The sequence below is a fragment of the Micromonospora krabiensis genome (assembly GCF_900091425.1).
In the GTDB taxonomy this organism is placed as follows: Bacteria; Actinomycetota; Actinomycetes; order Mycobacteriales; family Micromonosporaceae; genus Micromonospora; species Micromonospora krabiensis.
The window spans coordinates 2,147,260-2,167,698 of record NZ_LT598496.1 but is presented as its reverse complement, the minus strand read 5'-3'; the positions used below and the strand labels follow the sequence as shown (position 1 = coordinate 2,167,698).

Sequence of the window (20,439 nt, the reverse complement as noted above, 5' to 3'; positions counted from 1 at the left end):
CGGAGGCCCCGCCGGCTGACGGCCTGCCCGGCTGACGGCCTGCCCGGCTCACGGCCTGCCCGGCTCACGGTGCGGCGGTGGGCTCCGCCAGGTCGGACTCCGGCAGCTCCGACGGCTGCGCCACCCACGCCGAGTAGACCGGCACACCGTGCCACGGCCCGACCTGCCCGCCGCGCCTGTCGGTGGCGACCGCCACGACCGCGTACGGGTGACCGAAGCGCAGCTCGGCGACCCGGGCGACGCCCTCCGGGGGCAGCCCGGTCGCCATGGCGAAGGCGGTCACCGCGGCGGCCTCGAAGCCGTAGCGGCCGTAACGGGCCATCGCGGCCTGGGCCGCCTGGTAGGGCAGCCGTGGCTGGCCCAGCAGTTCGCCGAGGGCGCGCGCGGCGGCGTCGAAGCCGAGATCGTTCGCCGTCAGGTCGTGCCGGCTCTCCGCCGACCAGCAGGGCAGCACGGCCGACACCCGCTCCTCCCGGCCGCCCCACGCCCGGGTCGGCACCTCCCGCAGCGTCCACAACGGAGTGTCGCCGAGGGGCAGGTCGAAGAGGGAACGCCGACCGCCCGCCCCGCCGCCCGGGAAGGTGGCCGCATCGATCGCCACCTCGTGGGCGGCGGCGAGGACGTCCGCCGGGGCGACGTCCGGCGCCGCCGCGACCGACACGACGAGCATTCCGGCCTCGCGGCCCCCGGCGGTGTCCGACTGCGCGGCCGTGGCGTGCACGGCCACGTCCCCGGCCTGCGCCGTGCCCGCGATCCAGCAGTGGTGGTCGTACGCCGGGGTGCGCAACACCCGGCGTACCTGGCCCACCCAGGTGCTGCCCCGTCCGAGCACGTCGGCGGGGGCGACCTCGAACGGCGTCTGCCACGACACGCGGGTGGCCAGGGCGGTGGCCAGGATCAGCAGCGTCTCCGGGCTGACGGTGAGCGGGAAGCGCTCGATCAGGCCGTCGGTGCGCTCGCGTGCCCACGCGTCCAGCGTCGCCTGGTCGGGCAGCGGCCCGGTCTCGGTGCTCGCCGGCAGCGTGGCCCGCCAGCCGGCCAGCTCGTCGAGGGTCGCCCGCTCCCACAGGGCGCTGGCCGACGCGACGAGCGGATGCGGATCCTCCAGGAGCGCCTGGGCGGTCGCGGCGGCGGTGTCGACGTCGATGCCGAGCGCCTCCTCCAGGTCGACGCGGGTGGCTCCGGTGGCGGCGGGACCGACGAGGGCCAGGAGCAGCCACGCGCCGAGCGGGGAGGCGACGTGGTGCCCGGAGCCGACGTGGCCGTGCAGGCGCTGCGCGTAACGGGCCACGGGCCCGGTCAGAACAATCACCACCTCACTCTGCCCGCCACCCCCGACCCCCGCCACCCCACCCGCCCTCCGCCGCGTGGCGAGGCGGGGCGGGGCGGGTGGTCAGGACCAGAGTTCGAAGGGTTCGTCGATCTCGTGGCCGGCGAGGAACGGGGTCAGCAGCTCCGGCAGGCGGCCCGGATAGAACCGGTCGATGCTGGCGACCACCTCGGCCACCGGCCACCAGCGGAACCCGAAGTAGTCCTCCCGCTCGTAGTCCAGCCGCTGCGCCTCGTCCACGTCGGGGCCGGGCCCCGCAAGTCGTACCGTCACGACGACCTCGTCCTGCACGTGGCGCAGCTGCCGATGGATGAAGCTGGCTCGACGTCGCCAGGTCGGCGCCCCGACCTCGGCCGGCGCGACCACGATGCCGGTCTCCTCCCGCAGCTCACGCACCGCCGCGTCGAGGTACGTCTCGCCCGGATCCAGCCCGCCGCCGGGCAGCTCCCACCACTCACCGAGGCGGGGGTGATCCGGGTCGCGGGTGTGGAACAGCAGCACCCGTTCGTCGACGTCGCGCACCACGAGCCGCACCGCCCGACGCTCGATGACCGGCAGGTCAGGCGGCAGGTCCGGCGGGCTCACCATCGGGCCACCTCCGACTCCCCGGCGTCCGCGCCGACAACGGCGGCGACATCGGCGGGCAGCGGGTACGGGTGCTCGGCCGGCAGCAGGCCCTCGGCCGCGGCGTCGTCGCCCACGTCGAGCCGTGCCCGGATCGCGCGGACGGTCGGCGTCACATCCGTCAGGGCCGTCGACCACTCGTCGACGTACCGGCGAACCGCCTCGCCGGCCAGTCCGACCTGGAGCGACCGGTGCGTCAGCGGGGCGAACCGCAGCGAGCGCTCGGGATCCCACTGCACCCGGACGGGGCTCGCCCGCAGGCGGAACGACGGCTTGATCCACGTCATCCGCTCACGCCGGAACGGTGCGACGAACCGCCCGGCGGCCAGCGCCGGCTCGGCGATCTCCGGCGGGTACGCCTGGTAGACCGTGACGGTGTCGGCGTCGAAGCGTGCCCGGATCTGGTGGCGGGGAACAGTCACGTCGCCGATCCTGCGCGCCGAGATCGCCCCCGGTCCAGTCGATTGCCCCCGCCCGACGTCTCAGACGCCCGGTCCGGCCCGGTCGATTCCGGTCACCTCGGCCCGGCGCAGCGTGACCGCCGTGCCCCCGCGCAGCGAGTTGGGGATCTCGGCGATGGCGTCGACCCGGTCGACCAGTTCACGCAGTTCGTCGGTCGGCGCGTCGCCCTCGACCCGTACGTCGTAGGTCACCTCGCCGGACACGGCGGGGTCGCCGGCGAAATCACCGCGCACGGTCACCTCGACCCGGTGCAGGTCGATGCCGGCGGCGGCGGCCTCGCGGAACAGGTCGTTGGAGACGCAGCCGGCGATGGCGAGGTAGAGCAGTTGGCCGCCGTTGAACCCGATCCCGTCACCGCCGGCGTCCGCCGGCCGGTCCACCACGAGCGTGTACGGCCCGGCCGAGCCGATCGCGGCCGGCTGCCCGGGCAGGCACCGGGTGCGTACCTCGATGGTCATCCGTGACCGCCTTCCGTGCGTACCGGACCGACGCGTCCAGTCAAGCATGGCGGGCCGGGGGAGCGCGGCCGCCGGGCGGCGACACCCCGGCCCGCGCCGTGCGCCGACCTCGGGCACGGATAGGCTGCCCGCCGTGGCAGGTCTGTTGAGGAATGTCGCCGCGCGCATCGGCCGTGTCGGCGCCATCGTCCCGTCCCCCCGCCGGTCCGGGCCGACGCCGGCCCAGGTGGCGCGTCGGCGCCAGGTCGCCGCGCTGCAGCGCCGGGAGTTGACGTACGCCCCGGAGCTCGACGGGCAGGCCGACCCGGGCGAGGTCGTGTGGACCTGGGTGCCGTACGAGGACGACCCCCGGCAGGGCAAGGACCGACCGGTGCTGGTGGTGGGCCGGCACAGCCGCACCCTGTTCGGTCTGATGCTCTCCAGCCAGAGCGAGCGGGACGGACAGCGGCACTGGTTGGCGCTGGGGCCCGGCGCCTGGGACCGGGACAGCCGGCCGAGCTGGATCCGGTTGGACCGGGTGCTCACGATGCGCGAGGACAGCATCCGCCGTGAGGGCGCGGTGCTGGACCGGGCCCGCTTCGACCGGATCGGTCAGGCGCTGCGCGCCGGCTACGGCTGGCGCTGACCGCCGCTCGGGCGGGATTCGCGGGGTGTAACGCCGGGCCATCGCCGGGCGCTGCACACTATGCCACTGGGGAGTCGCACCGGGTTCCGTACCGCAGGGGAACGGCGTCGTCGACGGCGTCCGTTCGGACCGGAGAGGACCGCGACGATGAACGGTGGCGTGCCACGACACCCTGCTCTCCCCGACGACCACCTGCCCGTCACCCCGGACTGGACCTGCGCCACGTGTGGCGCGGACTGGCCCTGTGCGACGAAGCGGCGCCGCCTGCTCGACGAGTACCAGCGCGACCGTGCCGCGCTCGGGGTCTACCTGGCCGCCTGCCTCGCCTCGGCGTCCGATCAGTTGCGCCGCGTGCCGGTGGCGGCGCTCCAGCAGCGGTTCACCGGTTGGCTGCCCCGGCCGCGACGGTCCTTCTGACCAGTTCGGGCGGGGCCGACGGTTCCTCAGCCGCCGACCCCGCCCGCTGCACCTCCTTCCTGCTGTGACCCGTGGTCAGGTCCGGGTGGTCGCCCGGACCTGCCGCGCTGGGGCGGCGACCGCGGCGCGGCGGGCGCGCGCGGTCGCCGTGGGGGTGCGGGTCGGCCAACCGACCAGCCGGGGGCGCCGTCGGGCGCTGACGTCCTCGACCCAGCCGACCAGCAGCACGACGGCGAGGAGCAGGAGCAACGCGACGGCCAGGTAGCCGACCTTTCCGAGCCGCCAGGCGTCGACCCGGTCGCCGACGACGAAGCAGACCGCGATGGCCGCGTTGTGCCAGAGGTAGATGGTCAGGGCCCGGCTGTTCAGCCAGGTGACCAGTCGGTCCAGTGGTCGGGCCCGGGCCAGCCACGCCATCGGTGGGCGCACCCGGAGCAGGACCAGCACGAAACCCAGCGAGTAGAACGCCTGGGCCACCGGGATGTCGTTCAGGTCGAACCCGTCCGCGCGGTGCGTCACCGTCCAGCCGACGCCGATCCCCACGCACAGGGCCGCCGCGAGGACGAGGACCGCCCGGGGGACGCGGTGCAGCGCGCCGTCCCGGTGGGCGAAGCCGACGAGCCAGCAGGCACCGAAGGTCGCCAGGTCGGAGACGACGGAGTTGACGTGACCGTTGAGCGGTGACGTGGTCTGCAGCAGCACGACCCCGGCGAGGGGCAGCAGCAGCGTCGGCAGCGGCCACCGGCGGTAGAGTCCGAGCAGCGCGGGGGAGAGCAGGACGAGCCAGAGGTACGTGACCAGGTACCACAGCACTCCGGTGACGTCCTGCGCCCAGGCGTTGCCCGCCGGCTGGGCGATCGGCACCAGCCAGGTCAGCAGCCCCGGCCACGCCGGCCGGTCGGGCCAGCCGTGCCACACCATCACCGGCACCAGCACCGCGCCGAACATCCACAGTGCGGGGAGCAGCCGCCGCAGCCGGCCGTTGACCGCCCGGGTGGGCGCCCGGTCCAGCGAGCGGGCCATCAGCGACCCACCGAGCGCGAACATGACACCCATGGCGGGGAACGCGAAGCTCAGCCACGCGTAACCCCACATGTGGTACGCGATCACCCGGGTGAGGGCGAGCGCCCGGAGCGTGTCGAACCAGCGGTCGCGGCCGGCGACGGCGACCGCCGGGTTCGCCGCGCTGCCGGCCGGCGTCGGTGGCACCAGGCCTCCGTCGACCACGCCTTCGCGCTGCCCGGCCGGCGGGTCACCGGCGCGTTTCAGCTTCCGCCACCGCAGCCGGGTGCCGGTCAGCGCCGTCACCGTCGACCGGAGCAGGACCAGGTACATCAGCTGCCGGTAGGCGAACTGCTGCAGGGGGAGGGCCAGCAGCGGCAGGAGACGTTCACGGTCCAGGCGGAAGGCCACCAGCGCGACGACCCACTGCACGGCCAGCATCAGCAGCCACGCCACGGCCGTCTCGGTGGTGCCGAGGAAGAACAGGCCGTAGAGGGCCATCAGGTCCAGCACGGGCCCGAGCAGTGGCAGCACCACGCCGAAGAGGGCGAGCAGGGGCAGACCGAAGCGGCCGAACCGCCCGGACGGGCCGCTGTCGAACACCGCGTGGCGGTGCTTCCACATCGCCTGCATGGTGCCGTAGCTCCAGCGGTACCGCTGCCGCCACAGCTGGGTGAGGGTCGCGGGGGCCTCCGTCCAGGCGCGGGCCCGCTTCTCGTACACCACGCGCCACCCGGCCCGGAGGACGGCCATGGTGATGTCGGTGTCCTCGGCGAGGGTGTCGTTGCTCATGCCGCCCGCGGCGAGCAGCACCCGGCGGCGGAAGGCCCCGATGGCGCCCGGCACGGTCGGCATGCAGCCGAGGGTCTCGTACAGGCGGCGGTCCAGGTTGAAGCCGATGACGTACTCGATGTGCTGCCACCACCCGAGCGGGCCCCGACGGTTGGCGACCTTGACGTTGCCGGCCACCGCGCCCACCGACGGGTCGGCGAACGGCTGCACCAGCCGGCGGACGGAGTCCCGCTCGAACACCGTGTCGCCGTCGACCATCACGATGATCTCGTGACTGGCGTACGCGACTCCGGTGTTGAGGGCGCTGGACTTGCCGCCGTTGGGTTTGCGGACCACGCGTACGTTGCGCAACCCGAGCGCCTCCACGATGTCGGCGGTGCCGTCGGTCGACCCGTCGTCGACGACGACGACCTCGATGCCGCGATGGTCGCCGTTGGCCAGGGACCGTACGCTCGCGGCGATGCCGGCCTGCTCGTTGTACGCCGGCACGATGATCGACACCGGTTCGGTCACCGGCGGCCCCCAGTAGCCGCGACGGCGGCGCCAGGCCAGTCGGGGCGCGAGGACGAGCAGGAGCGCCGTACGGGCCAGCATCAGGAGCCCGACCACCACGAACAGCACGCGGAGCGCGGCGATGAACAGGTCGGCGACCTGCACCGCCAGGACCACCGATCCGGCGCGCCAGCGTGCGGCCTCCGCCACCGGCTGGTTCGCCGAGACCGTCGCCGTGCCGTCGTCGTCCTCGCCCCGCGTCCGGTTGACGCCGTCCCCGACAGTGATGAAGTCGTAGCCGCGGGCCCGCATCGCGGGAATGAACCGCTCCAGCGCGGCGACCGTCTGGGCGCGGTCGCCGCCCGCGTCGTGCAGCAGGACGACGGCGCCCTGCCCCGCCGGCGGCGTCATGTTCCGGACGATCACGTCGACCCCGGGCCTGGCCCAGTCCTGGCTGTCGGTGTCGTTCACCGCCGTGAGATAGCCGAGGCTGCCGGCCTGCCGGATGGCCTCCCACGCGTCGTCGTCGATCGCGTCGGCGCGGGACGAGTACGGAAAGCGCAGCAGGGTCGTCCGGACTCCGGCGGCGTTCATGACTGCCATCTGGGTCTGCGCGTACTCCAGGCGCCGCTGCCAGCCGGGCAGCAGGGTGGCGTCCGGGTGGCTGAACGTGTGCACCCCCAGCTCGTGTCCCTCCGCCGCGATGCGTCCGGTCAGGTCGGGGTGGCGCGCCACCTGGCTGCCGACGACGAAGAAGGTCGCCTGGGCCCGGTGCCGTCGCAGCACGTCGAGGATCCGGGGCGTCCACACCGGATCGGGGCCGTCGTCGAAGGTGAGGGCGATGGTGCGGGGCGGCATCCGGTAGGACCGCACCCGGCCCTCCGTGGTGTCGATGACCGGCCCACCGGAGATGATCGAGGTGGGGACGGCCCCCTGGTCGCCGGTCTCCCGCCCGTGGTCCGGCGTGAACTCCGCGTTGGCGTACGCCTCGACCAGCAGCACGCTGAGCACGACGGTGACCAGCATCCCGTAGACCACCCAGCTCGTCCGCAGTGGGAACCGCACCCGGCGGCGCCCGCGGGGCGCGGAGGACCGGGGAACCCTTGTCGTCACGGCCATCGGTCAGGGCCTCCGCTGCGCGTCGAGGAGGGCGGCCGCGTTCGGCACCAGGAGGGGCGGTGGCGTCTGGGGAGACGGGCTCGGCGCCGCGCCGGACGGTGACGGTGACTCCGACGGCTGGGTGGGGCCGACGGTCGAGGGAGACGGTGGGGAGGGTTCCCTGGTGGATCCCTCCGGGGGTCGGGCCGGCACCGGATCCGCGGGCCCGGGTGCGGGCACGGGGATCGGCCGGGCCACCGCCTCGGGGGCGTGGTCGGGCGGCGGGAGGTCGGAGCCCGCCAGGTCGTCGACGATTGCCCGATCGAGCGGGAGGTCAGGGGCGGCGGGCTGGTCGCCGGTCGCCAGGCCGGCCTCCTCGTCGAGCAGTGGCGCGGAGCGGTCGGCCGGCGGTCCGGTCAGGACGGCGAGACCGACGATCGGCACGTACACGAGGGCGACGGCCGCCAGGAGCACCCCGCACCACCGCATCAGGCGCGCGCGTCGTCCGGTGGCATCGACGAAGACCGGTGCGGCGGCCGGGAGGTGGGGAACGACGCTGTCGGCGGCGACGGCGGGCGAGTTGCCGTCGTGAATGTGAACGACCACCCGCACGAGGCTAGGGACGTCAAAAGCCGCTTATGTCCACTTTGTGGACTTCAGATCAGCGGCGGGTTTTCATATTCCGAACAACCGGATGAACGATGGAGATGTGATTGGAACACCCGATTAGTTCACTTTCGCGCACACGGGTGACGGCGGGCGCGAAGCAGTTGAAACGTCCGGCGCGGACGGGAGGCTGCCTCGCCTTTCCGGTGCCCGCCGCCCGCCCCGGCCGGTCACTCCGCCGGGTGGGCGGTGTCGACGAGCTGACGGGCCTCCCGGCCGACGCCGAGGCTCTTCGCCCGGTACATGGCGGCATCCGCCTGCCGGAGGGCCTCGGTGAGCTGAGTCGGGCCGGTGACCGGCGCGAGCCCGACCGAGGCGGTCACCCGCAGGGTGAGCCCGCCCAGCGGGATGGGCGCGGCGAGCATCTCGCAGAGCCGCCGGGTGGCGTGGTCGATCCAGCGCGAGTCCACGGTCGGGCTCGTCAGCAGCCCGGCGAACTCGTCGCCGCCGAGGCGTGCCACCAGGTTGTCGCCCGCGAAGGCGGCCAGCCGCTCCGCCACGCTGATCAGCACCTGGTCGCCCGCCGCGTGCCCGTAGCGGTCGTTGACCTGCTTGAAGTCGTCCAGGTCGAGGATGACGGCGATCAGCGGTCGACCCGCGGCGTCGGTGAGCAGGGTCGCCGCCAGTCGGTAGAAGGCGCGCCGGTTCGGCAGGCCGGTCAGCGGGTCGTGGCTGGCGGCGTGCCGCTCGGCGGCGAGCTCGGCCTGCAGGTGCCCGACCTCGGCCTCCGCGCGCATCGCGCGGCGGCGCAGGTGCCAGGTGGAGAGCAGCGCGCCGGCGGCGCAGACGCCGGACGCGACACTCATCGGATCCGGCACGAGCCCTCCCATCGCGCGACCGTTCTGGACCGCCCGCGGGCAACGCGCGGGGTCGGGCCCCCTGGTTCGCCCGCTGGTGAACCAGGCGTGGTGACTCTGTGTGAGCGGTCGGGTACCGCACACGTGCGTTATCATGCTCGCCGTCCGATGCAGATGCAATAGCAGATGCACGTGCAGCACCGTCCGATGTCGACATTTCTCGCGCGCCGCCACCGCTCCTCCCCACGGCATCGGCCGACACCTGAACCGAAGGACCGCACCACATGCAGCAGCCGGACAACGGCGTTCCCGTCACCGAGCTCCCTCCGCTAACCTGGCAGAAGAGCCGCCGGAGCAACCCGAGCGGCAACTGTGTGGAACTCGCCGAACTGCCCGACGGCGCCGGCATCGCTCTGCGTAACTCCCGTCACCCCGATGGGCCCGCGCTGATCTACACGGTCGACGAGATCGCCGCCTTCGTGCTCGGTGCTCGCGACGGAGACTTCGACCATCTGATCGCCTGAGTCCTCGTCGGGGTCGGCCGAACCGCCGGCCCGGAGGAGTTCATCTCACTGTCGGTCCATGGCATGCTTACACGTCGGCCGGGCCGGACCGCCTGGCCGCGCGTGGTACGCGGAGGGCGGCACGTGACGATGGTTTCCGCCGAGGGTGGTCCGGCGACCGGGCCGACCGTGCTGCGCATGCTGCTCGGCGCCCAGCTGCGCCGGCTGCGTGAGTCCAGTGGCGTCACCCGCGAGGGTGCCGGCTGGGAGATCCGCGCCTCCGAGTCGAAGATCAGCCGGATGGAGCTGGGTCGGGTCGGGTTCAAGGAGCGTGACGTGGCCGACCTGCTCACCCTCTACGGTGTCAGCGACGCCGAGGAGCGCGCGGTGCTGCTCAAGCTCGCGCAGGACGCGAACAGCCCGGGCTGGTGGCACCGCTACGGTGACGTCCTGCCCACCTGGTTCCAGTCCTACCTGGGCCTGGAGGCCGCGGCCGTGTTGATCCGCAGCTACGAGGTGCAGTTCGTCCCCGGCCTGCTGCAGACCCCCGAGTACGCCCGCGCGGTCGTGCTGCTCGGTCACGGCACCGCCAGTCCCGCCGAAATCTCCCGCCGCGTCGACCTGCGGATGCGTCGGCAGGAGCTGCTGCGGCGGGCGGATCCCCCGCAGCTGTGGGCCGTCGTCGACGAGGCGGCGTTGCGCCGGCCGATCGGCGGCGCGGAGGTGATGCGCGGACAGCTCACCGCGCTGATCGAGGCGACCCGGTCGCCGAACATCCGCCTCCAGGTGATCCCGTTCGCCGCCGGCGGTCACGCCGCCGCCGGCGGCGCCTTCACGATCCTGCGCTTCGGCGACCAGGACCTGCCCGACATCGTCTACATCGAACAGCTGACCAGTGCGCTCTATCTCGACAAGCGCGACGATCTGGACTACTACGCGCTGGCGATGGAGCGGCTGTGCGTCGAGGCGGAGCCGCCGGAGCGTACGCCGGAGCTGCTCGAACGCTTCCGGGACGAGCTGACGGGCTGCTGACCGCCCCTGCCGCCGTTTCCTGTTGACCGGCATCGACGTGTTCGCTAGTCTCTGCATCGATCCAGAATCTGAATCGATGCAGAACGGAGGACCGGTGAAGCCCACCCTCCAGGCCGTGGCCGACGCCGTCGGGGTCTCCCGCAGCACGGTGTCCAACGCGTACGCCCGCCCCGACCAGCTCTCGGCGGCGCTGCGCCAGCGGATCCTCCAAACGGCCAAGGCGATCGGCTACCCGGGTCCGAACCCGACCGCCCGTTCGCTGCGCCGCGGGTTCGTCGGCGCGATCGGGGTGCTCTTCACCTCGCAGCTGTCGTACGCCTTCACCGACCCGTTCGCGATCCGCTTCCTGACCGGTGTCAGCGCGGCGGCCGAGCGGCACGGCTCCAGCCTGCTGCTCGTGCCGCTCTCGACCGACCCGGCGGAGGCCCGGCGGGCGGTGGAGAACGCCGCCGTCGACAGCTTCTGCATCTACTGCGTCGGCGACGAGACCTGGGTGCTCGACGCCATCCGCGACCGGGGACTGCCCTACGTCACCACCGCCCACCGCGCCGATGCCGGCCCGCTGCACCGCTACGTCGGCATCGACGAGCGCGCCGCGGCGCGCAGCGTCGCCGCGCACGTCGCGGGCCTCGGTCACCGGCGGGTGGCCCTGCTCGGCGACGGCGTGCTGCCGGGCGCACCACCCGGGCCGCTGCGACTGTCCACACCGGACGAGGTGCCGAGCCCGACCACCCGTGGCCGGTTGGCCGGGTTCGCCGACGCGTTCGCCGCGGTCGGGGTGCCCTGGTCGGCGCTCACCGTGCTCACCGCCGCCGGCAACGACCGGGACGCCGCCGCCCAGGCGGTCGCCGGCCTCCGCGGCCTGCCCGACCCGCCGACCGCCGTGCTGGCCTGCTCCGACGTGCTCGCGTTGGGGGTCCTCGACGCGCTGCGCGCGGCGGGCGGCCCGCCCGTGTCGGTGACCGGGTTCGACGACATCGCCGAGGCCGCCACGGCCGGCCTCACCACCGTGCGCCAACCGGCCGAGGAGAAGGGTCGCCTCGCCGGCGAACTGCTGCTCGACCCGCCCGCCGATCCCACCGCGGGCCAGCTGCTCCTGCCCACCGAACTCGTCGTCCGGACCTCCACCGGACCTGTCCCAAGGAGTTGACCATGGAACAGTCCAGCGGGCTCATCTTCGCCCTCGACGCGGTCGACCGGCACGTCAACTCGGCCCGGCCGCAAGCGCCGGTCCAGGTCGAGCGTCCCCGACCGGCCCGGCTCGCCCCCACCCGACTGGCGGCGGCCGGCGCGCTGCGCCGCCTCGCCGACCGGATCCAACCCCGGCCGGTGCCCGCCACGCCCCGCTGCTCCTGACCGTCGGGGAACCGCCCATTCGGGCACGGTGCCCCTCAGGCCGTGCGCAATCCGACGTCGTGACTGGTGGGCGGCGGCACGGGCCAGGCACACTGGACGCCCATGTCGCCGCTCACGCCCACCCTCCGCCTGCACGACCGGTACGTCCTGCGGGAGCGCATCGGGCTTGGCGGAATGTCCGAGGTGTGGCGCGCCGACGACGAGGTGCTCGGTCGCCCCGTCGCGGTCAAAGCCCTGGCGGGGGAGTTCGCCGTCGACCCGCACCTGCGGGCCACCATCCAGCGCGAGGCCCGCGCGGCGGCCCGGCTGACCCACCCCCACATCACCCGGGTGTACGACTACCGCGAGGCGACGCTCGACAGCGGCACCGTCGTGCCGTACCTGGTGATGGAGCTCGTCGAGGGGCACAGCCTCGCCGACCGGCTCGCCGACGGCCCGCTCGCCTGGCCCGAGGCCGTCCGGGTCGCCGCCCAGGTCGCCGCCGCACTCGCCGCCGCGCACCGCATCGGGGTCGTGCACCGCGACGTCAAGCCCGGCAACGTCATGATCACCGAGTCGGGCGCCAAGGTGCTCGACTTCGGCATCGCCGCGCTCGCCGGCCCGCACCACCCGGTCGCCGGGCAGACCGGCGAGCTGCTGATGGGCACCCCGGCGTACTTCGCGCCGGAGCGTCTCGCCCCCGGCCCGCCCGACCCGGCCAGCGACGTCTACGCCCTCGGCGCGCTCCTCTACCGCACCCTCACCGGCCACGGGCCGCTGCCGGTGCAGACGTGGGAGGACGCGCTGGAGGTGCACCAGCGGCGCACTCCCGTACCCCCTCTGCGGGTCCCCGGTCTGCCCTTCGACGTCGCCGAGATGACCCTCGCCGCCCTGCGCGCCGATCCGGCCCGACGGCCGACGGCGGCGCAACTCGCCACTCGGCTCGCCGCCGCCCAGCCGGTCGACCTGCCCGCAGCGATCCTGCCCACCGCAACGGCCGGGCCGCCGCTCCCGCCGACGTCACCGGCGCATCCGCTGGCGCCCACGTCACCGGCGCATCCGCTCGCGCCCACGTCGCCGGCCGGGCCGCCGCTCGCACCGACCGGGCACCTGATTGCGCCGACATCGCCGGCAGGGGCGCCGCTCGCTCCGACGTCACCGGCCGGGTCGGGCGCCGCGGCGCCGTCTGCCGGGCGTCCGACCCGGTCAACCTGGCCGGCCGGCCGTGCCACCGTCCCGCCCGCGCACCCGCCGACCCTGATCGACCGCGCCCCGGTCGCGTCGAGGCCCGCCGACGCCGCCCGCCGCCCGGCGCGGCGGTCCCGCGGCCCGGTCGCCGCGCTCGTCGCGGTGGGGCTCGTCCTCCTGCTCGGGCTGGGCACGCTGGTCGTGCTCGGCGACCGCGACCCGGTGAACCCGCCCGCCGCGGCGCCCGACAGCTCCGCCACGGAGGCGCCACCCAGCCCGGAGACTCCCGACACCGCACCGCCGTCGCGTCCGGAGCCCAGCCCGAGCACGCCGGGGCCCGCCACGGTCAGCCTGCGCCAGCTGGGCGCCGAGTTCGCCGCGATCCTCGCCCAGGCCCAGCTCCGGGGCGAGGTCGACCGTCGGACCGCCGAGGACCTTCGGGAGGAGTTGGCCGACCTCGGCCGAGGCAAGCCGAAGGACCGGGAGAAGCGGATCGAGGACCTGCGCGAACGCATCAGCAGGGCGGTGGAGCGCGACGGCCTCTCCGCCAGGACCGCCGCCCAGCTGGACACCCTCCTGACCCACCTGGACTCCCTGACCACCCGCGACGGCTGACCCCCCACCTTCCCGCGAGGGCCGGGGAATCGTGGGGTGGTGGGGGGCGTTGGACTCGTCGACGCCCGCGGTACATCCCCCCGGTTGCCGCGGGCGTTCCTACGTCCCGGGTCGGAGGACGGCTCGGGCGATCCCGCCGGCCTCGGTGCCGGCCCGATCGGCGAGCACTCCGTCCGGCGTCCAGATCGCCGACCGTCCGGCGGTCTCGGCGTACCCTCCGCCGGTCGCTCCGGCGAAGCTCGCCACCGCCACCCACACCCCGTGTGCCGCGGTGACCCGTCTCGCCCGCTGCTCCGGCACGGCCGTGTCCCGCGCGGCCTCGACCACCCCCGCCAGGTAGGCGTCCATGCCGAGTGCCGCGGTCCGATCGGCGTGCTCCGGCACCCCGGTGTCCTTGCAGACCGCGAGGCCCAGCCGCCAACCGTCGACCGTGAGCACCGCGGGTCGGTCACCCGGCACGAACCGGCTGCTCTCCGCCCCACCGAGCCACATCTTCCGGTACGCGACGACCACAGCGCCCGCGTCCACCGCGAGCACGCCGATGTGGTCGCCCCGGACGGGCGCGCCGGCGAGCGCGAGCGTCCCGGTCTCGGCGCACGCCTCGACCAGCGGCGCCAACCGGGGGTCGTCCTCCGCCACCACGGGCGCCTCCAACTCGTACCCGGTCAGGGACAGCTCCGGGAACACCACCACCCGCGCTCCCGCCGCGCGGACCGCTGCGGCGTGCGCCCGGGCGTTGGCCGCGACATCCCGCGGTACGCACGGCGGCTGCGCGACCGCGAGCCGCAGCGGGGTGCGGTTTCCCGCAACGGTGCGGGTGCGGATCCGCGTCGCGGTCGTACGGCCCGCCCCATGGTCGACTCTCAGGATGGGTTCGTAGCGTGGGGGCATGATTCGAACGTCGCACGTCCTGCTCGCCACCGGAAGCCTCGCGGCGGACGCCGAGCCGCCCCAGGACGGGATCGTCGGTTACGTGACCGACCTGGTGGAACGACTGGGCGGGCCGGGCGCGGGCCTGGCGGTGGCGCTGGAGAACCTCTTCCCGCCGATCCCGAGCGAGGTGATCCTGCCCCTCGCCGGTTTCGTCGCCGGGCAGGGGCGGATGAGCGTGGTCGGGGCGATCTTCTGGACCACGCTGGGATCGCTGGTGGGTGCCCTCGCGCTCTACTGGATCGGTGCGTGGCTCGGCCGGGACCGGATCCGGGCCGTCGCGGCGCGGCTGCCGCTGGTGAAGCTCAGCGACGTCGACAAGACCGAGGCGTGGTTCGTGAAGCACGGCGTCAAGGCCGTCTTCTTCGGGCGGATGATCCCGATCTTCCGGAGCCTCATCTCCATCCCCGCCGGGGTCGAACGGATGCCGATCGGCACGTTCGCGCTCTTCACCACGCTGGGCAGCCTGATCTGGAACTCGACGTTCGTGCTCGCCGGCTACCTGCTGGGCGACAACTGGCACCTCGTCGAGGGGTACGTCGGCACCCTGCAGAAGGTCGTCATCGTGGTCTGCGTGGCGGCCGCCGGCTGGTTCGTGGTGACCCGCGTACTCCGCGCCCGACGTACCACCCCGGAACCGGGGGAGGACGCCACCCCGACGCCGACCGGGCCGGCGTTCGGCGTCCCCGACCCGAGCGGTCGCGGCACCATCTACCGCAGCGGCGGGTGGGGCGACGAGGAGCGGACCCGCGGCGGGGTGCGTTGACGCAGCCCACCGGGCAGGCGGCCGGCCCGGTGCCGGACGGGCCGGCGGTGACCGGGGTGCCGGACGGTCGGGCGGCGGCCGACGCTCCGGGCGGGCCGGCGGCGAGCGCGGCGTCGAGCCGGCGGGTCGGGTCACTCGCGTCGGCCGGGCGGACCGCACTCGCCGTCGCCGCCGGCGTCCTGACCGCCGTCGCGGGGCTGCTCTTCCTGCTCGTCGCCGCGGTCGCCGCGGCCGGGTCCGCCCCGGCGCCGCCGGCCCGCCGTCGGGTCGCCGCGCTGATCTCGCGGTACGCGGCCACGCTGGTCCGGCTGGAGCGCCGCCGGCTGACGTGGCTGTCTGGCGGGGCCGGCGGATCCCCTGCGGTGCGTACCGCCGGGTGGCGGGAGATCGGCTATCTGGCCGCGCGGGCACTTCCCGGCGTGCTGGGGGCGTTCGCGTTCGGACTGCTGGCGATCGGGGTGGTGCTCGCGGGGATCCTGCTGCGTGCCGCGCTGCGGGGGGACCTGACCGTCGCCGCCCTCCTGTCGCAGGTCGTCATCGGCGTGGTTCTGCTGCTGCTCAACGCGCAGGCCGTCGCCAGCCTCGGTGCCGTGGACCGCTGGCTGGCCCAGCGGCTCCTCGACCCCGAACCCCGGGCCGCCCTGGAGGCACGGGTCCGGGAACTCGCCACGAGCCGGGCGCAGGTCATCGCCGCGGTGGACGTCGAACGCCAACGCATCGAACGTGACCTGCACGACGGGCTGCAACAGCGACTGGTCGCGCTCGGGATGCTGCTCGGCCGGGCTCGGCGCAGCCGGCAGGCCGACCGGACGTACGCCCTGATCGCCCAGGCGCACGAGGACCTTCAGCGGGCGGTCGAAGAGCTGCGGGAGGTGGCGTGGCGGGTCTACCCGTCGGCGCTCGACGACAGTGACCTCGGTGAGGTGCTCGGGATGGTCGCCCAGCGGTCCACCGTTCCGGTGCGGATCCGGTGCGACCTCCCGCTACGGCCCGACCGGCAGATCGAGACGGTGCTCTACTTCGTGGCCTGCGAGGCGCTCACCAACGCGGCGAAACACGCCGCCGCTACCCTGGTCACGATCGACATCGACGTACGGGAGGGAAACGTCCGGATGCGCGTCCGCGACGACGGCACGGGCGGGGCCGACCCCTCCGGGCGGGGCCTGTCCGGACTGGCCCGACGGGTCGCCGCACTCGACGGGCGGCTGCGGGTGGAGAGCCCCGCCGGCGGGCCGACCACGGTGCTGGCGGAGCTGCCGTGCGGATAGTCCTCGCCGAGGATTCGACGCTGCTGCGAGAGGGCCTGGTCCGGCTCCTCGCCGAGGAGGGCCATGACGTCATCGCGGCCGTCGGCAACGCCCCGGACCTGGTCGCCGCCGTCGACCGGGATCCGCCCGACGTGGTCGTCACCGACGTACGGATGCCGCCGACCCACACCGACGACGGACTGCGCGCCGCGCTGGAGATCCGCCGGCGCTGGCACGACACCGGGGTCCTGGTGCTCTCCCAGTACGTCGAGAAGCGCTACGCCAGCCGGCTGCTCGCCGACCGTCCGGAAGGAGTGGGATACCTGCTCAAGGACCGCGTGGCCCAGGTCGACGACTTCCTCGACGCGTTGGACCGGGTGGCCGCCGGGGCGACCGCGCTCGACCCCGAGGTGGTCCGTCAGGTGGTGGCCGGGTCGGACCGGGCCGATCCGCTCATCCGGTTGAGCCCACGCGAACGGGACGTCCTGCACCGGATGGCCCAGGGCCACACCAACGCGGCGATCGCCGAACGGCTGCACGTGTCGCTGAGCGCCGTGGAGAAGCACGTCAACGCCATCTTCGACAAGCTCGACCTGTCCCACTCGGCCGGCTACAGCCGCCGGGTTTTGGCGATCCTCCGCTACCTCGGCAACTGAAATCGGCCGAACGGGCCGCGGACCCCAGGCCCGCCTCCCGCTGACAACAGACGCCTCCCGCGCCGGGCCTGGTCGGCCGGCCGATCGGCTGGGATATCGCTGAACCGGGGTGGATGACCCGGGCTGTGCGGGTCGGGCCTGGTGGGGCGGCGGGCCGCCGAGCGTGATCGACCATCGTCCCCGGTGAGCGGTACGGGTGATCGACTCCGTTTCCCTGAAGCTGCGGTGTCCAAGGCGGCCGGATACCGCGATTTCACTGATTCGGAGTGGATCACGGCGGGCGGGGGCGGTCTGCGGGGCGACCATGACGCCCGGTGAGGCGTTTCGGTCGACTTGTCTGGATCGGCCGGCCAGGTCGGGGTGGTCGTCGAGCCGGTCTTGGAGATCTTGGTGAGTTGTGGCCCCTCTGGGGGCCTCAATCGTCCAAGATCCGCTAGCAGCGTTCGCTCGGGCGGTGCCTGGTGGGGTGTTCGTCCGGTACGGGTGGGTGGGGTGTCCGGGTTCGGGGGTTGCGGTCCTGTGGTCGGGGCCACTCGGTCGGCGGAATGGTGGCTTGGTCGGGGGCGTTGAATACCCCCTGACGGCCGAGGTAGGAGCCCTGGCCTGCTGGCTCGTTCGGGTTGGCGGGTGTGGGTGAGGGCCCGGAATGATGGCCCGGCCCCGGTCGTTGGACATGGACCACGCGATCGGCGGGCCCCCGGAATGATGGCGGGCCGGCGGTCGTTGGAGATGGACCCGGCGCGGTGAGCCCCCCGGCTCGACCCGGTCGCCGGAGCCCCTGGTCCGGTGAGCGAACCCGGACCGTTCGGGTCAGGCGTTACCGCCGACCCACCCCCGAAGACTTTTCCCCCTTTTGCAGGGCGCCGGTTCCTCGGTGCCGCCCCGATACCGACCCACCCCCAGGGTCGATCCGGGGCTCCACCCCCGAACATTGGAGCTTCTGACATGAACACGATCATGCGTAAGAGCGTTCTTGGTATTGCTGGTCTGGCTTTCGCCGGTGGCATCGCCGGTGGCCCGATCGCCGCCCACGCCGCCACCCCCGCGGTGGACGCCAAGCCCGTCGCCGTCGTGCAGACCGACAAGAGCACGGTCGACAAGGCCAAGCTGATTCCGCACGGCACCCAGGGTGCGCAGTCGCGCATCGACCTGAACGACGAGCAGACCGGCAACGTGAAGGCGATCATCGCCGGCACGAAGAAGTCGGGTATGGACGAGCGGGCCGCGGTCATCTCGATCGCCACCAGCCTGCAGGAGTCGAAGCTGGAGAACCTGGGCCACCTCGGTGACCGCAACGACCACGACTCGCTGGGCCTGTTCCAGCAGCGCCCGTCCTCGGGTTGGGGTACGCCGGAGCAGATCACCGACCCGATCTACTCGACCCAGGCGTTCCTCAAGGGTCTCAAGCAGGTCGACGGCTGGCAGGACATGCCGCTGACCGAGGCCGCGCAGACGGTGCAGGTGTCGGCCTACCCGGACGCCTACGCCCAGTGGGAGCAGCAGGCCGCCGACCTCGTCGCCCAGCACTGGAACAGCTGACCACCACCAGCACGAACGGCACAGCACGAACAGAAGCCGCTGGCCGGCACCCCGAACCCGGGGCGCCGGCCAGCGGCATGTCCAGGTACGAAGGTCATGTCAGCGGTGTGCTCTCCCGGCGGAGCGTGGCGGACCCGACGCCGACGGACCACCCCGGCCGCTGGCCGCGTCCGTGCCGCCGACCAGGTCGGCCGGCGGTGGGAGCGGAGAAAAGGCGAGCATCGGTGGGTGGGAACAAGGGCGGGCGCGGGTAGGTTGTGTGCAGTGTCGGTGTGCCCAGTGTCCCCGGGCCTCACCTAATAAATGCCGTCGCGGACTACCGTTCGGCTGGAGCCGCGTTCGTGCCACTCGCCGCGAGGCGACCTGCACACCGACACCCAGCGCCGCCCCCGACCACCCGGTCGGGGGCGGCGCTGTCTACACCGCCCCTCCCCACGCGGATCTTGAAAGACCAGCGCCCCTCCCGGGGCCACAAACCTCCAAGATCCCACGGCGGATCGGGGTGGGCGGGACCCCTGGGCGGGCGGTGGGCGGGGAGAATGCCGGAATGAGCGTCGAGACGTCGTGGAGTGGGCAGCCCGGTGTGGTCGTACTGCCGAGTGGCGCGGCGGTGCGGGGCCGGCGGATCGCCGATCCGGTCTCGGCGGCGGACTTCGCTCTGCTGCTGGCGTCGGGTCCGACCCCAGCCTGGCCGCACCGGCGGATCCGGTGGCCCGACTTCTGGGTGCCGGTGGACCGTGCGGACGCGCTGGATGCCCTGCGGGAGGCACTGCGCCGGGCGCGTGCCGGCGAGCGGGTGGAGGTGGCGTGCCGCGGCGGGCAGGGGCGTACGGGGACGGCGCTCGCCGCGCTCGCCGTCCTTGACGGGCTGCCGGCCGAGCAGGCCGTCGACTGGGTACGCGCGAACTACCGCCCTCGGGCGGTGGAGACGCCCTGGCAGCGGCGCTGGTTGCGGCGCCTCGTCTGACCGCGACGACAGCGACCGACCGGCCACCACGGACCTAGCAGTCACCGCCCGGCAGCCGCAGCCTGGCCGTCCCGCCGACGCCACCCCCCTCACGCCCCACTCACGCCCTGGCCCGCGCCCCGCGCGTGCTGCCCGCCCCGCGCCTCGCCCTTGCCTCAGCGCAGGACGAGCAGGTCGAGGTGGTCGACGACGGGGCCGGAGTCGTCCCGGGCCGCCGTCCGTAGCCGCGCCAGGCCAGCGTCGTACTCGTCGTCGGTGATCAGCTGAAGCAGGGTGTGGGCCCGCCGATCGAGATGCGCGGCGGCTTCCGCCAGGGACGGCGCGCTGGTCTGCGCCACCGCCTCGATGGTGCTCACCGGGAAGCCGGCCGCCGCGAACGCCGATCGGACCCGCGCGACATCGGGATAGCGATCCAGGACGCGTACGGCCTCGGGGAACCACTTGAACAGGCTGATCCGCCGGTGCCGGCCGGGGAACGGCGAGCGGACGAGCACCGGGGCGCCGGGCCGCAGCACCCGTCGCAGCTCGTGGGCCGCCGCGTCGAGGTCGGGGATGTGATGGATCATCGTCGAGAGCCAGGCGGCGTCCATGGTGGAGTCGCGGAGCGGAAGACCGAGCGCGTCCCCGGCGAGCAGTGGCCGGTGCGAGGCGCGGGACCGCATCGCGGCCGACGGCTCCACACCGACCACCCGCACGCCGTACCAGTCGGTGAAGGCCGCCGCCCAGGCACCGGTGCCGGCGCCGAGGTCGAGCACGGTCGTGCCGGTACGCGGCCGCAGGTGCTGCTGCACAGCGTGCCGCCAGCGGTGCAGCCCGCTGTGGGGCAGTTCCCGGGTCGCGGCGAAGGCCGCCGCGTCGGTGTCGTCGTAGGAGATCAGGGCCACGCTCATCACCTCGC

General features: G+C 73.9%; 21 protein-coding genes. 12 read left to right on the top strand and 9 right to left on the bottom strand.

The window, feature by feature from the left end:
• Positions 1 to 64 precede the first annotated feature (64 nt).
• From GA0070620_RS09630 to GA0070620_RS09615, 4 genes are all read right to left on the bottom strand, one after another.
• Complete coding sequence (locus tag GA0070620_RS09630) at positions 65 to 1,312, bottom strand: serpin family protein (protein WP_091598433.1); 1,248 nt, start codon at positions 1,310 to 1,312, stop codon at positions 65 to 67.
• Between the two features lie 81 nt (positions 1,313 to 1,393).
• Positions 1,394 to 1,918, bottom strand: coding sequence for an NUDIX hydrolase (locus GA0070620_RS09625; RefSeq protein ID WP_091589542.1), 525 nt, complete (start codon positions 1,916 to 1,918; stop codon positions 1,394 to 1,396).
• Positions 1,912 to 2,376, bottom strand: a complete 465-nt coding sequence (locus GA0070620_RS09620) for a DUF4291 family protein (RefSeq protein ID WP_091589541.1) — start codon at positions 2,374 to 2,376, stop codon at positions 1,912 to 1,914. Before GA0070620_RS09620 ends, GA0070620_RS09625 begins: the two co-directional genes overlap by 7 nt.
• 60 nt (positions 2,377 to 2,436) lie before the next feature.
• The gene (locus GA0070620_RS09615) at positions 2,437 to 2,874 is read right to left on the bottom strand and encodes an OsmC family protein (protein ID WP_091589540.1); all 438 of its coding nucleotides are present in this window, start codon (positions 2,872 to 2,874) and stop codon (positions 2,437 to 2,439) included.
• A 133-nt stretch (positions 2,875 to 3,007) separates the two neighbouring features.
• On the opposite strand from GA0070620_RS09615, the gene GA0070620_RS09610 reads away from it, so the two are divergent.
• Both GA0070620_RS09610 and GA0070620_RS09605 read left to right on the top strand, forming a co-directional pair.
• Positions 3,008 to 3,499, top strand: a complete 492-nt coding sequence (locus GA0070620_RS09610; protein WP_091589539.1) for a type II toxin-antitoxin system PemK/MazF family toxin — start codon at positions 3,008 to 3,010, stop codon at positions 3,497 to 3,499.
• Positions 3,500 to 3,646: 147 nt separating this feature from the next.
• On the top strand, positions 3,647 to 3,916 hold the full coding sequence (locus GA0070620_RS09605; RefSeq protein ID WP_091589538.1) for a hypothetical protein: 270 nt from the start codon (positions 3,647 to 3,649) through the stop codon (positions 3,914 to 3,916).
• Between the two features lie 75 nt (positions 3,917 to 3,991).
• On the opposite strand, the gene GA0070620_RS34135 is transcribed toward GA0070620_RS09605, so the two are convergent.
• From GA0070620_RS34135 to GA0070620_RS09590, 3 genes are all read right to left on the bottom strand, one after another.
• Entirely contained in the window at positions 3,992 to 7,321 is a 3,330-nt protein-coding gene (locus GA0070620_RS34135; protein ID WP_091589537.1) for a glycosyltransferase, read from the bottom strand.
• A gap of 3 nt (positions 7,322 to 7,324) precedes the next feature.
• Complete coding sequence (locus tag GA0070620_RS09595; protein ID WP_157741578.1) at positions 7,325 to 7,906, bottom strand: hypothetical protein; 582 nt, start codon at positions 7,904 to 7,906, stop codon at positions 7,325 to 7,327.
• A 230-nt stretch (positions 7,907 to 8,136) separates the two neighbouring features.
• Positions 8,137 to 8,784 carry a GGDEF domain-containing protein gene (locus tag GA0070620_RS09590; protein WP_091598430.1) on the bottom strand — a complete coding sequence of 216 codons (648 nt, stop codon included), beginning with the start codon at positions 8,782 to 8,784 and terminating at the stop codon, positions 8,137 to 8,139.
• A 263-nt stretch (positions 8,785 to 9,047) separates the two neighbouring features.
• Between GA0070620_RS09590 and GA0070620_RS09585 the strand changes: the two genes are divergently transcribed.
• From GA0070620_RS09585 to GA0070620_RS09565, 5 genes are all read left to right on the top strand, one after another.
• Positions 9,048 to 9,287 (top strand): DUF397 domain-containing protein, encoded by a 240-nt coding sequence (locus GA0070620_RS09585; RefSeq protein ID WP_091589535.1) that lies wholly within the window; start codon positions 9,048 to 9,050, stop codon positions 9,285 to 9,287.
• A 129-nt stretch (positions 9,288 to 9,416) separates the two neighbouring features.
• Entirely contained in the window at positions 9,417 to 10,298 is an 882-nt protein-coding gene (locus GA0070620_RS09580) for a helix-turn-helix domain-containing protein (RefSeq protein ID WP_377520544.1), read from the top strand.
• 76 nt (positions 10,299 to 10,374) lie between these two features.
• A complete protein-coding gene (locus tag GA0070620_RS09575; RefSeq protein WP_231922312.1) occupies positions 10,375 to 11,448 on the top strand; it encodes a LacI family DNA-binding transcriptional regulator in 1,074 nt (357 codons plus the stop codon).
• Between the two features lie 2 nt (positions 11,449 to 11,450).
• Positions 11,451 to 11,654: a hypothetical protein gene (locus tag GA0070620_RS09570; RefSeq protein ID WP_172836407.1), complete on the top strand. Its 204-nt coding sequence runs from the start codon at positions 11,451 to 11,453 to the stop codon at positions 11,652 to 11,654.
• Positions 11,655 to 11,756: 102 nt separating this feature from the next.
• The gene (locus tag GA0070620_RS09565) at positions 11,757 to 13,436 is read left to right on the top strand and encodes a serine/threonine-protein kinase (RefSeq protein ID WP_091589531.1); all 1,680 of its coding nucleotides are present in this window, start codon (positions 11,757 to 11,759) and stop codon (positions 13,434 to 13,436) included.
• A gap of 99 nt (positions 13,437 to 13,535) precedes the next feature.
• Here the strand turns inward: GA0070620_RS09565 and GA0070620_RS09560 are convergent, their stop codons facing one another.
• On the bottom strand, positions 13,536 to 14,225 hold the full coding sequence (locus tag GA0070620_RS09560; RefSeq protein WP_231922410.1) for a carbon-nitrogen hydrolase family protein: 690 nt from the start codon (positions 14,223 to 14,225) through the stop codon (positions 13,536 to 13,538).
• A gap of 100 nt (positions 14,226 to 14,325) precedes the next feature.
• On the opposite strand from GA0070620_RS09560, the gene GA0070620_RS09555 reads away from it, so the two are divergent.
• The 5 genes from GA0070620_RS09555 (at position 14,326) to GA0070620_RS09535 (ending at position 19,541) form a co-directional block, all read left to right on the top strand.
• Positions 14,326 to 15,132 carry a DedA family protein gene (locus GA0070620_RS09555; protein WP_091589529.1) on the top strand — a complete coding sequence of 269 codons (807 nt, stop codon included), beginning with the start codon at positions 14,326 to 14,328 and terminating at the stop codon, positions 15,130 to 15,132.
• Positions 15,129 to 16,400 carry a sensor histidine kinase gene (locus GA0070620_RS09550; protein ID WP_231922311.1) on the top strand — a complete coding sequence of 424 codons (1,272 nt, stop codon included), beginning with the start codon at positions 15,129 to 15,131 and terminating at the stop codon, positions 16,398 to 16,400. Before GA0070620_RS09555 ends, GA0070620_RS09550 begins: the two co-directional genes overlap by 4 nt.
• The gene (locus GA0070620_RS09545) at positions 16,391 to 17,035 is read left to right on the top strand and encodes a response regulator (RefSeq protein WP_172836406.1); all 645 of its coding nucleotides are present in this window, start codon (positions 16,391 to 16,393) and stop codon (positions 17,033 to 17,035) included. Before GA0070620_RS09550 ends, GA0070620_RS09545 begins: the two co-directional genes overlap by 10 nt.
• Before the next feature lie 945 nt (positions 17,036 to 17,980).
• Entirely contained in the window at positions 17,981 to 18,574 is a 594-nt protein-coding gene (locus GA0070620_RS09540) for a hypothetical protein (protein WP_091589528.1), read from the top strand.
• 547 nt (positions 18,575 to 19,121) lie between these two features.
• Positions 19,122 to 19,541: a protein-tyrosine phosphatase family protein gene (locus tag GA0070620_RS09535; protein WP_091589527.1), complete on the top strand. Its 420-nt coding sequence runs from the start codon at positions 19,122 to 19,124 to the stop codon at positions 19,539 to 19,541.
• Positions 19,542 to 19,696: 155 nt separating this feature from the next.
• On the opposite strand, the gene GA0070620_RS09530 is transcribed toward GA0070620_RS09535, so the two are convergent.
• Positions 19,697 to 20,425, bottom strand: coding sequence for a class I SAM-dependent methyltransferase (locus GA0070620_RS09530; protein ID WP_091598419.1), 729 nt, complete (start codon positions 20,423 to 20,425; stop codon positions 19,697 to 19,699).
• Positions 20,426 to 20,439 lie beyond the last annotated feature (14 nt).

Bases quoted from the DNA above. Each gene is read 5' to 3' on its own strand.
- GA0070620_RS09625 (WP_091589542.1), bottom strand. From the start codon at position 1,918: ATGGTGAGCCCGCCGGACCTGCCGCCTGACCTGCCGGTCATCGAGCGT.
- GA0070620_RS09615 (WP_091589540.1), bottom strand. From the start codon at position 2,874: ATGACCATCGAGGTACGCACCCGGTGCCTGCCCGGGCAGCCGGCCGCG.
- GA0070620_RS09605 (WP_091589538.1), top strand. From the start codon at position 3,647: ATGAACGGTGGCGTGCCACGACACCCTGCTCTCCCCGACGACCACCTG.
- GA0070620_RS34135 (WP_091589537.1), bottom strand. From the start codon at position 7,321: ATGGCCGTGACGACAAGGGTTCCCCGGTCCTCCGCGCCCCGCGGGCGC.
- GA0070620_RS09585 (WP_091589535.1), top strand. From the start codon at position 9,048: ATGCAGCAGCCGGACAACGGCGTTCCCGTCACCGAGCTCCCTCCGCTA.
- GA0070620_RS09580 (WP_377520544.1), top strand. From the start codon at position 9,417: ATGGTTTCCGCCGAGGGTGGTCCGGCGACCGGGCCGACCGTGCTGCGC.
- GA0070620_RS09575 (WP_231922312.1), top strand. From the start codon at position 10,375: ATGCAGAACGGAGGACCGGTGAAGCCCACCCTCCAGGCCGTGGCCGAC.
- GA0070620_RS09570 (WP_172836407.1), top strand. From the start codon at position 11,451: ATGGAACAGTCCAGCGGGCTCATCTTCGCCCTCGACGCGGTCGACCGG.
- GA0070620_RS09565 (WP_091589531.1), top strand. From the start codon at position 11,757: ATGTCGCCGCTCACGCCCACCCTCCGCCTGCACGACCGGTACGTCCTG.
- GA0070620_RS09555 (WP_091589529.1), top strand. From the start codon at position 14,326: ATGATTCGAACGTCGCACGTCCTGCTCGCCACCGGAAGCCTCGCGGCG.
- GA0070620_RS09540 (WP_091589528.1), top strand. From the start codon at position 17,981: ATGAACACGATCATGCGTAAGAGCGTTCTTGGTATTGCTGGTCTGGCT.
- GA0070620_RS09535 (WP_091589527.1), top strand. From the start codon at position 19,122: ATGAGCGTCGAGACGTCGTGGAGTGGGCAGCCCGGTGTGGTCGTACTG.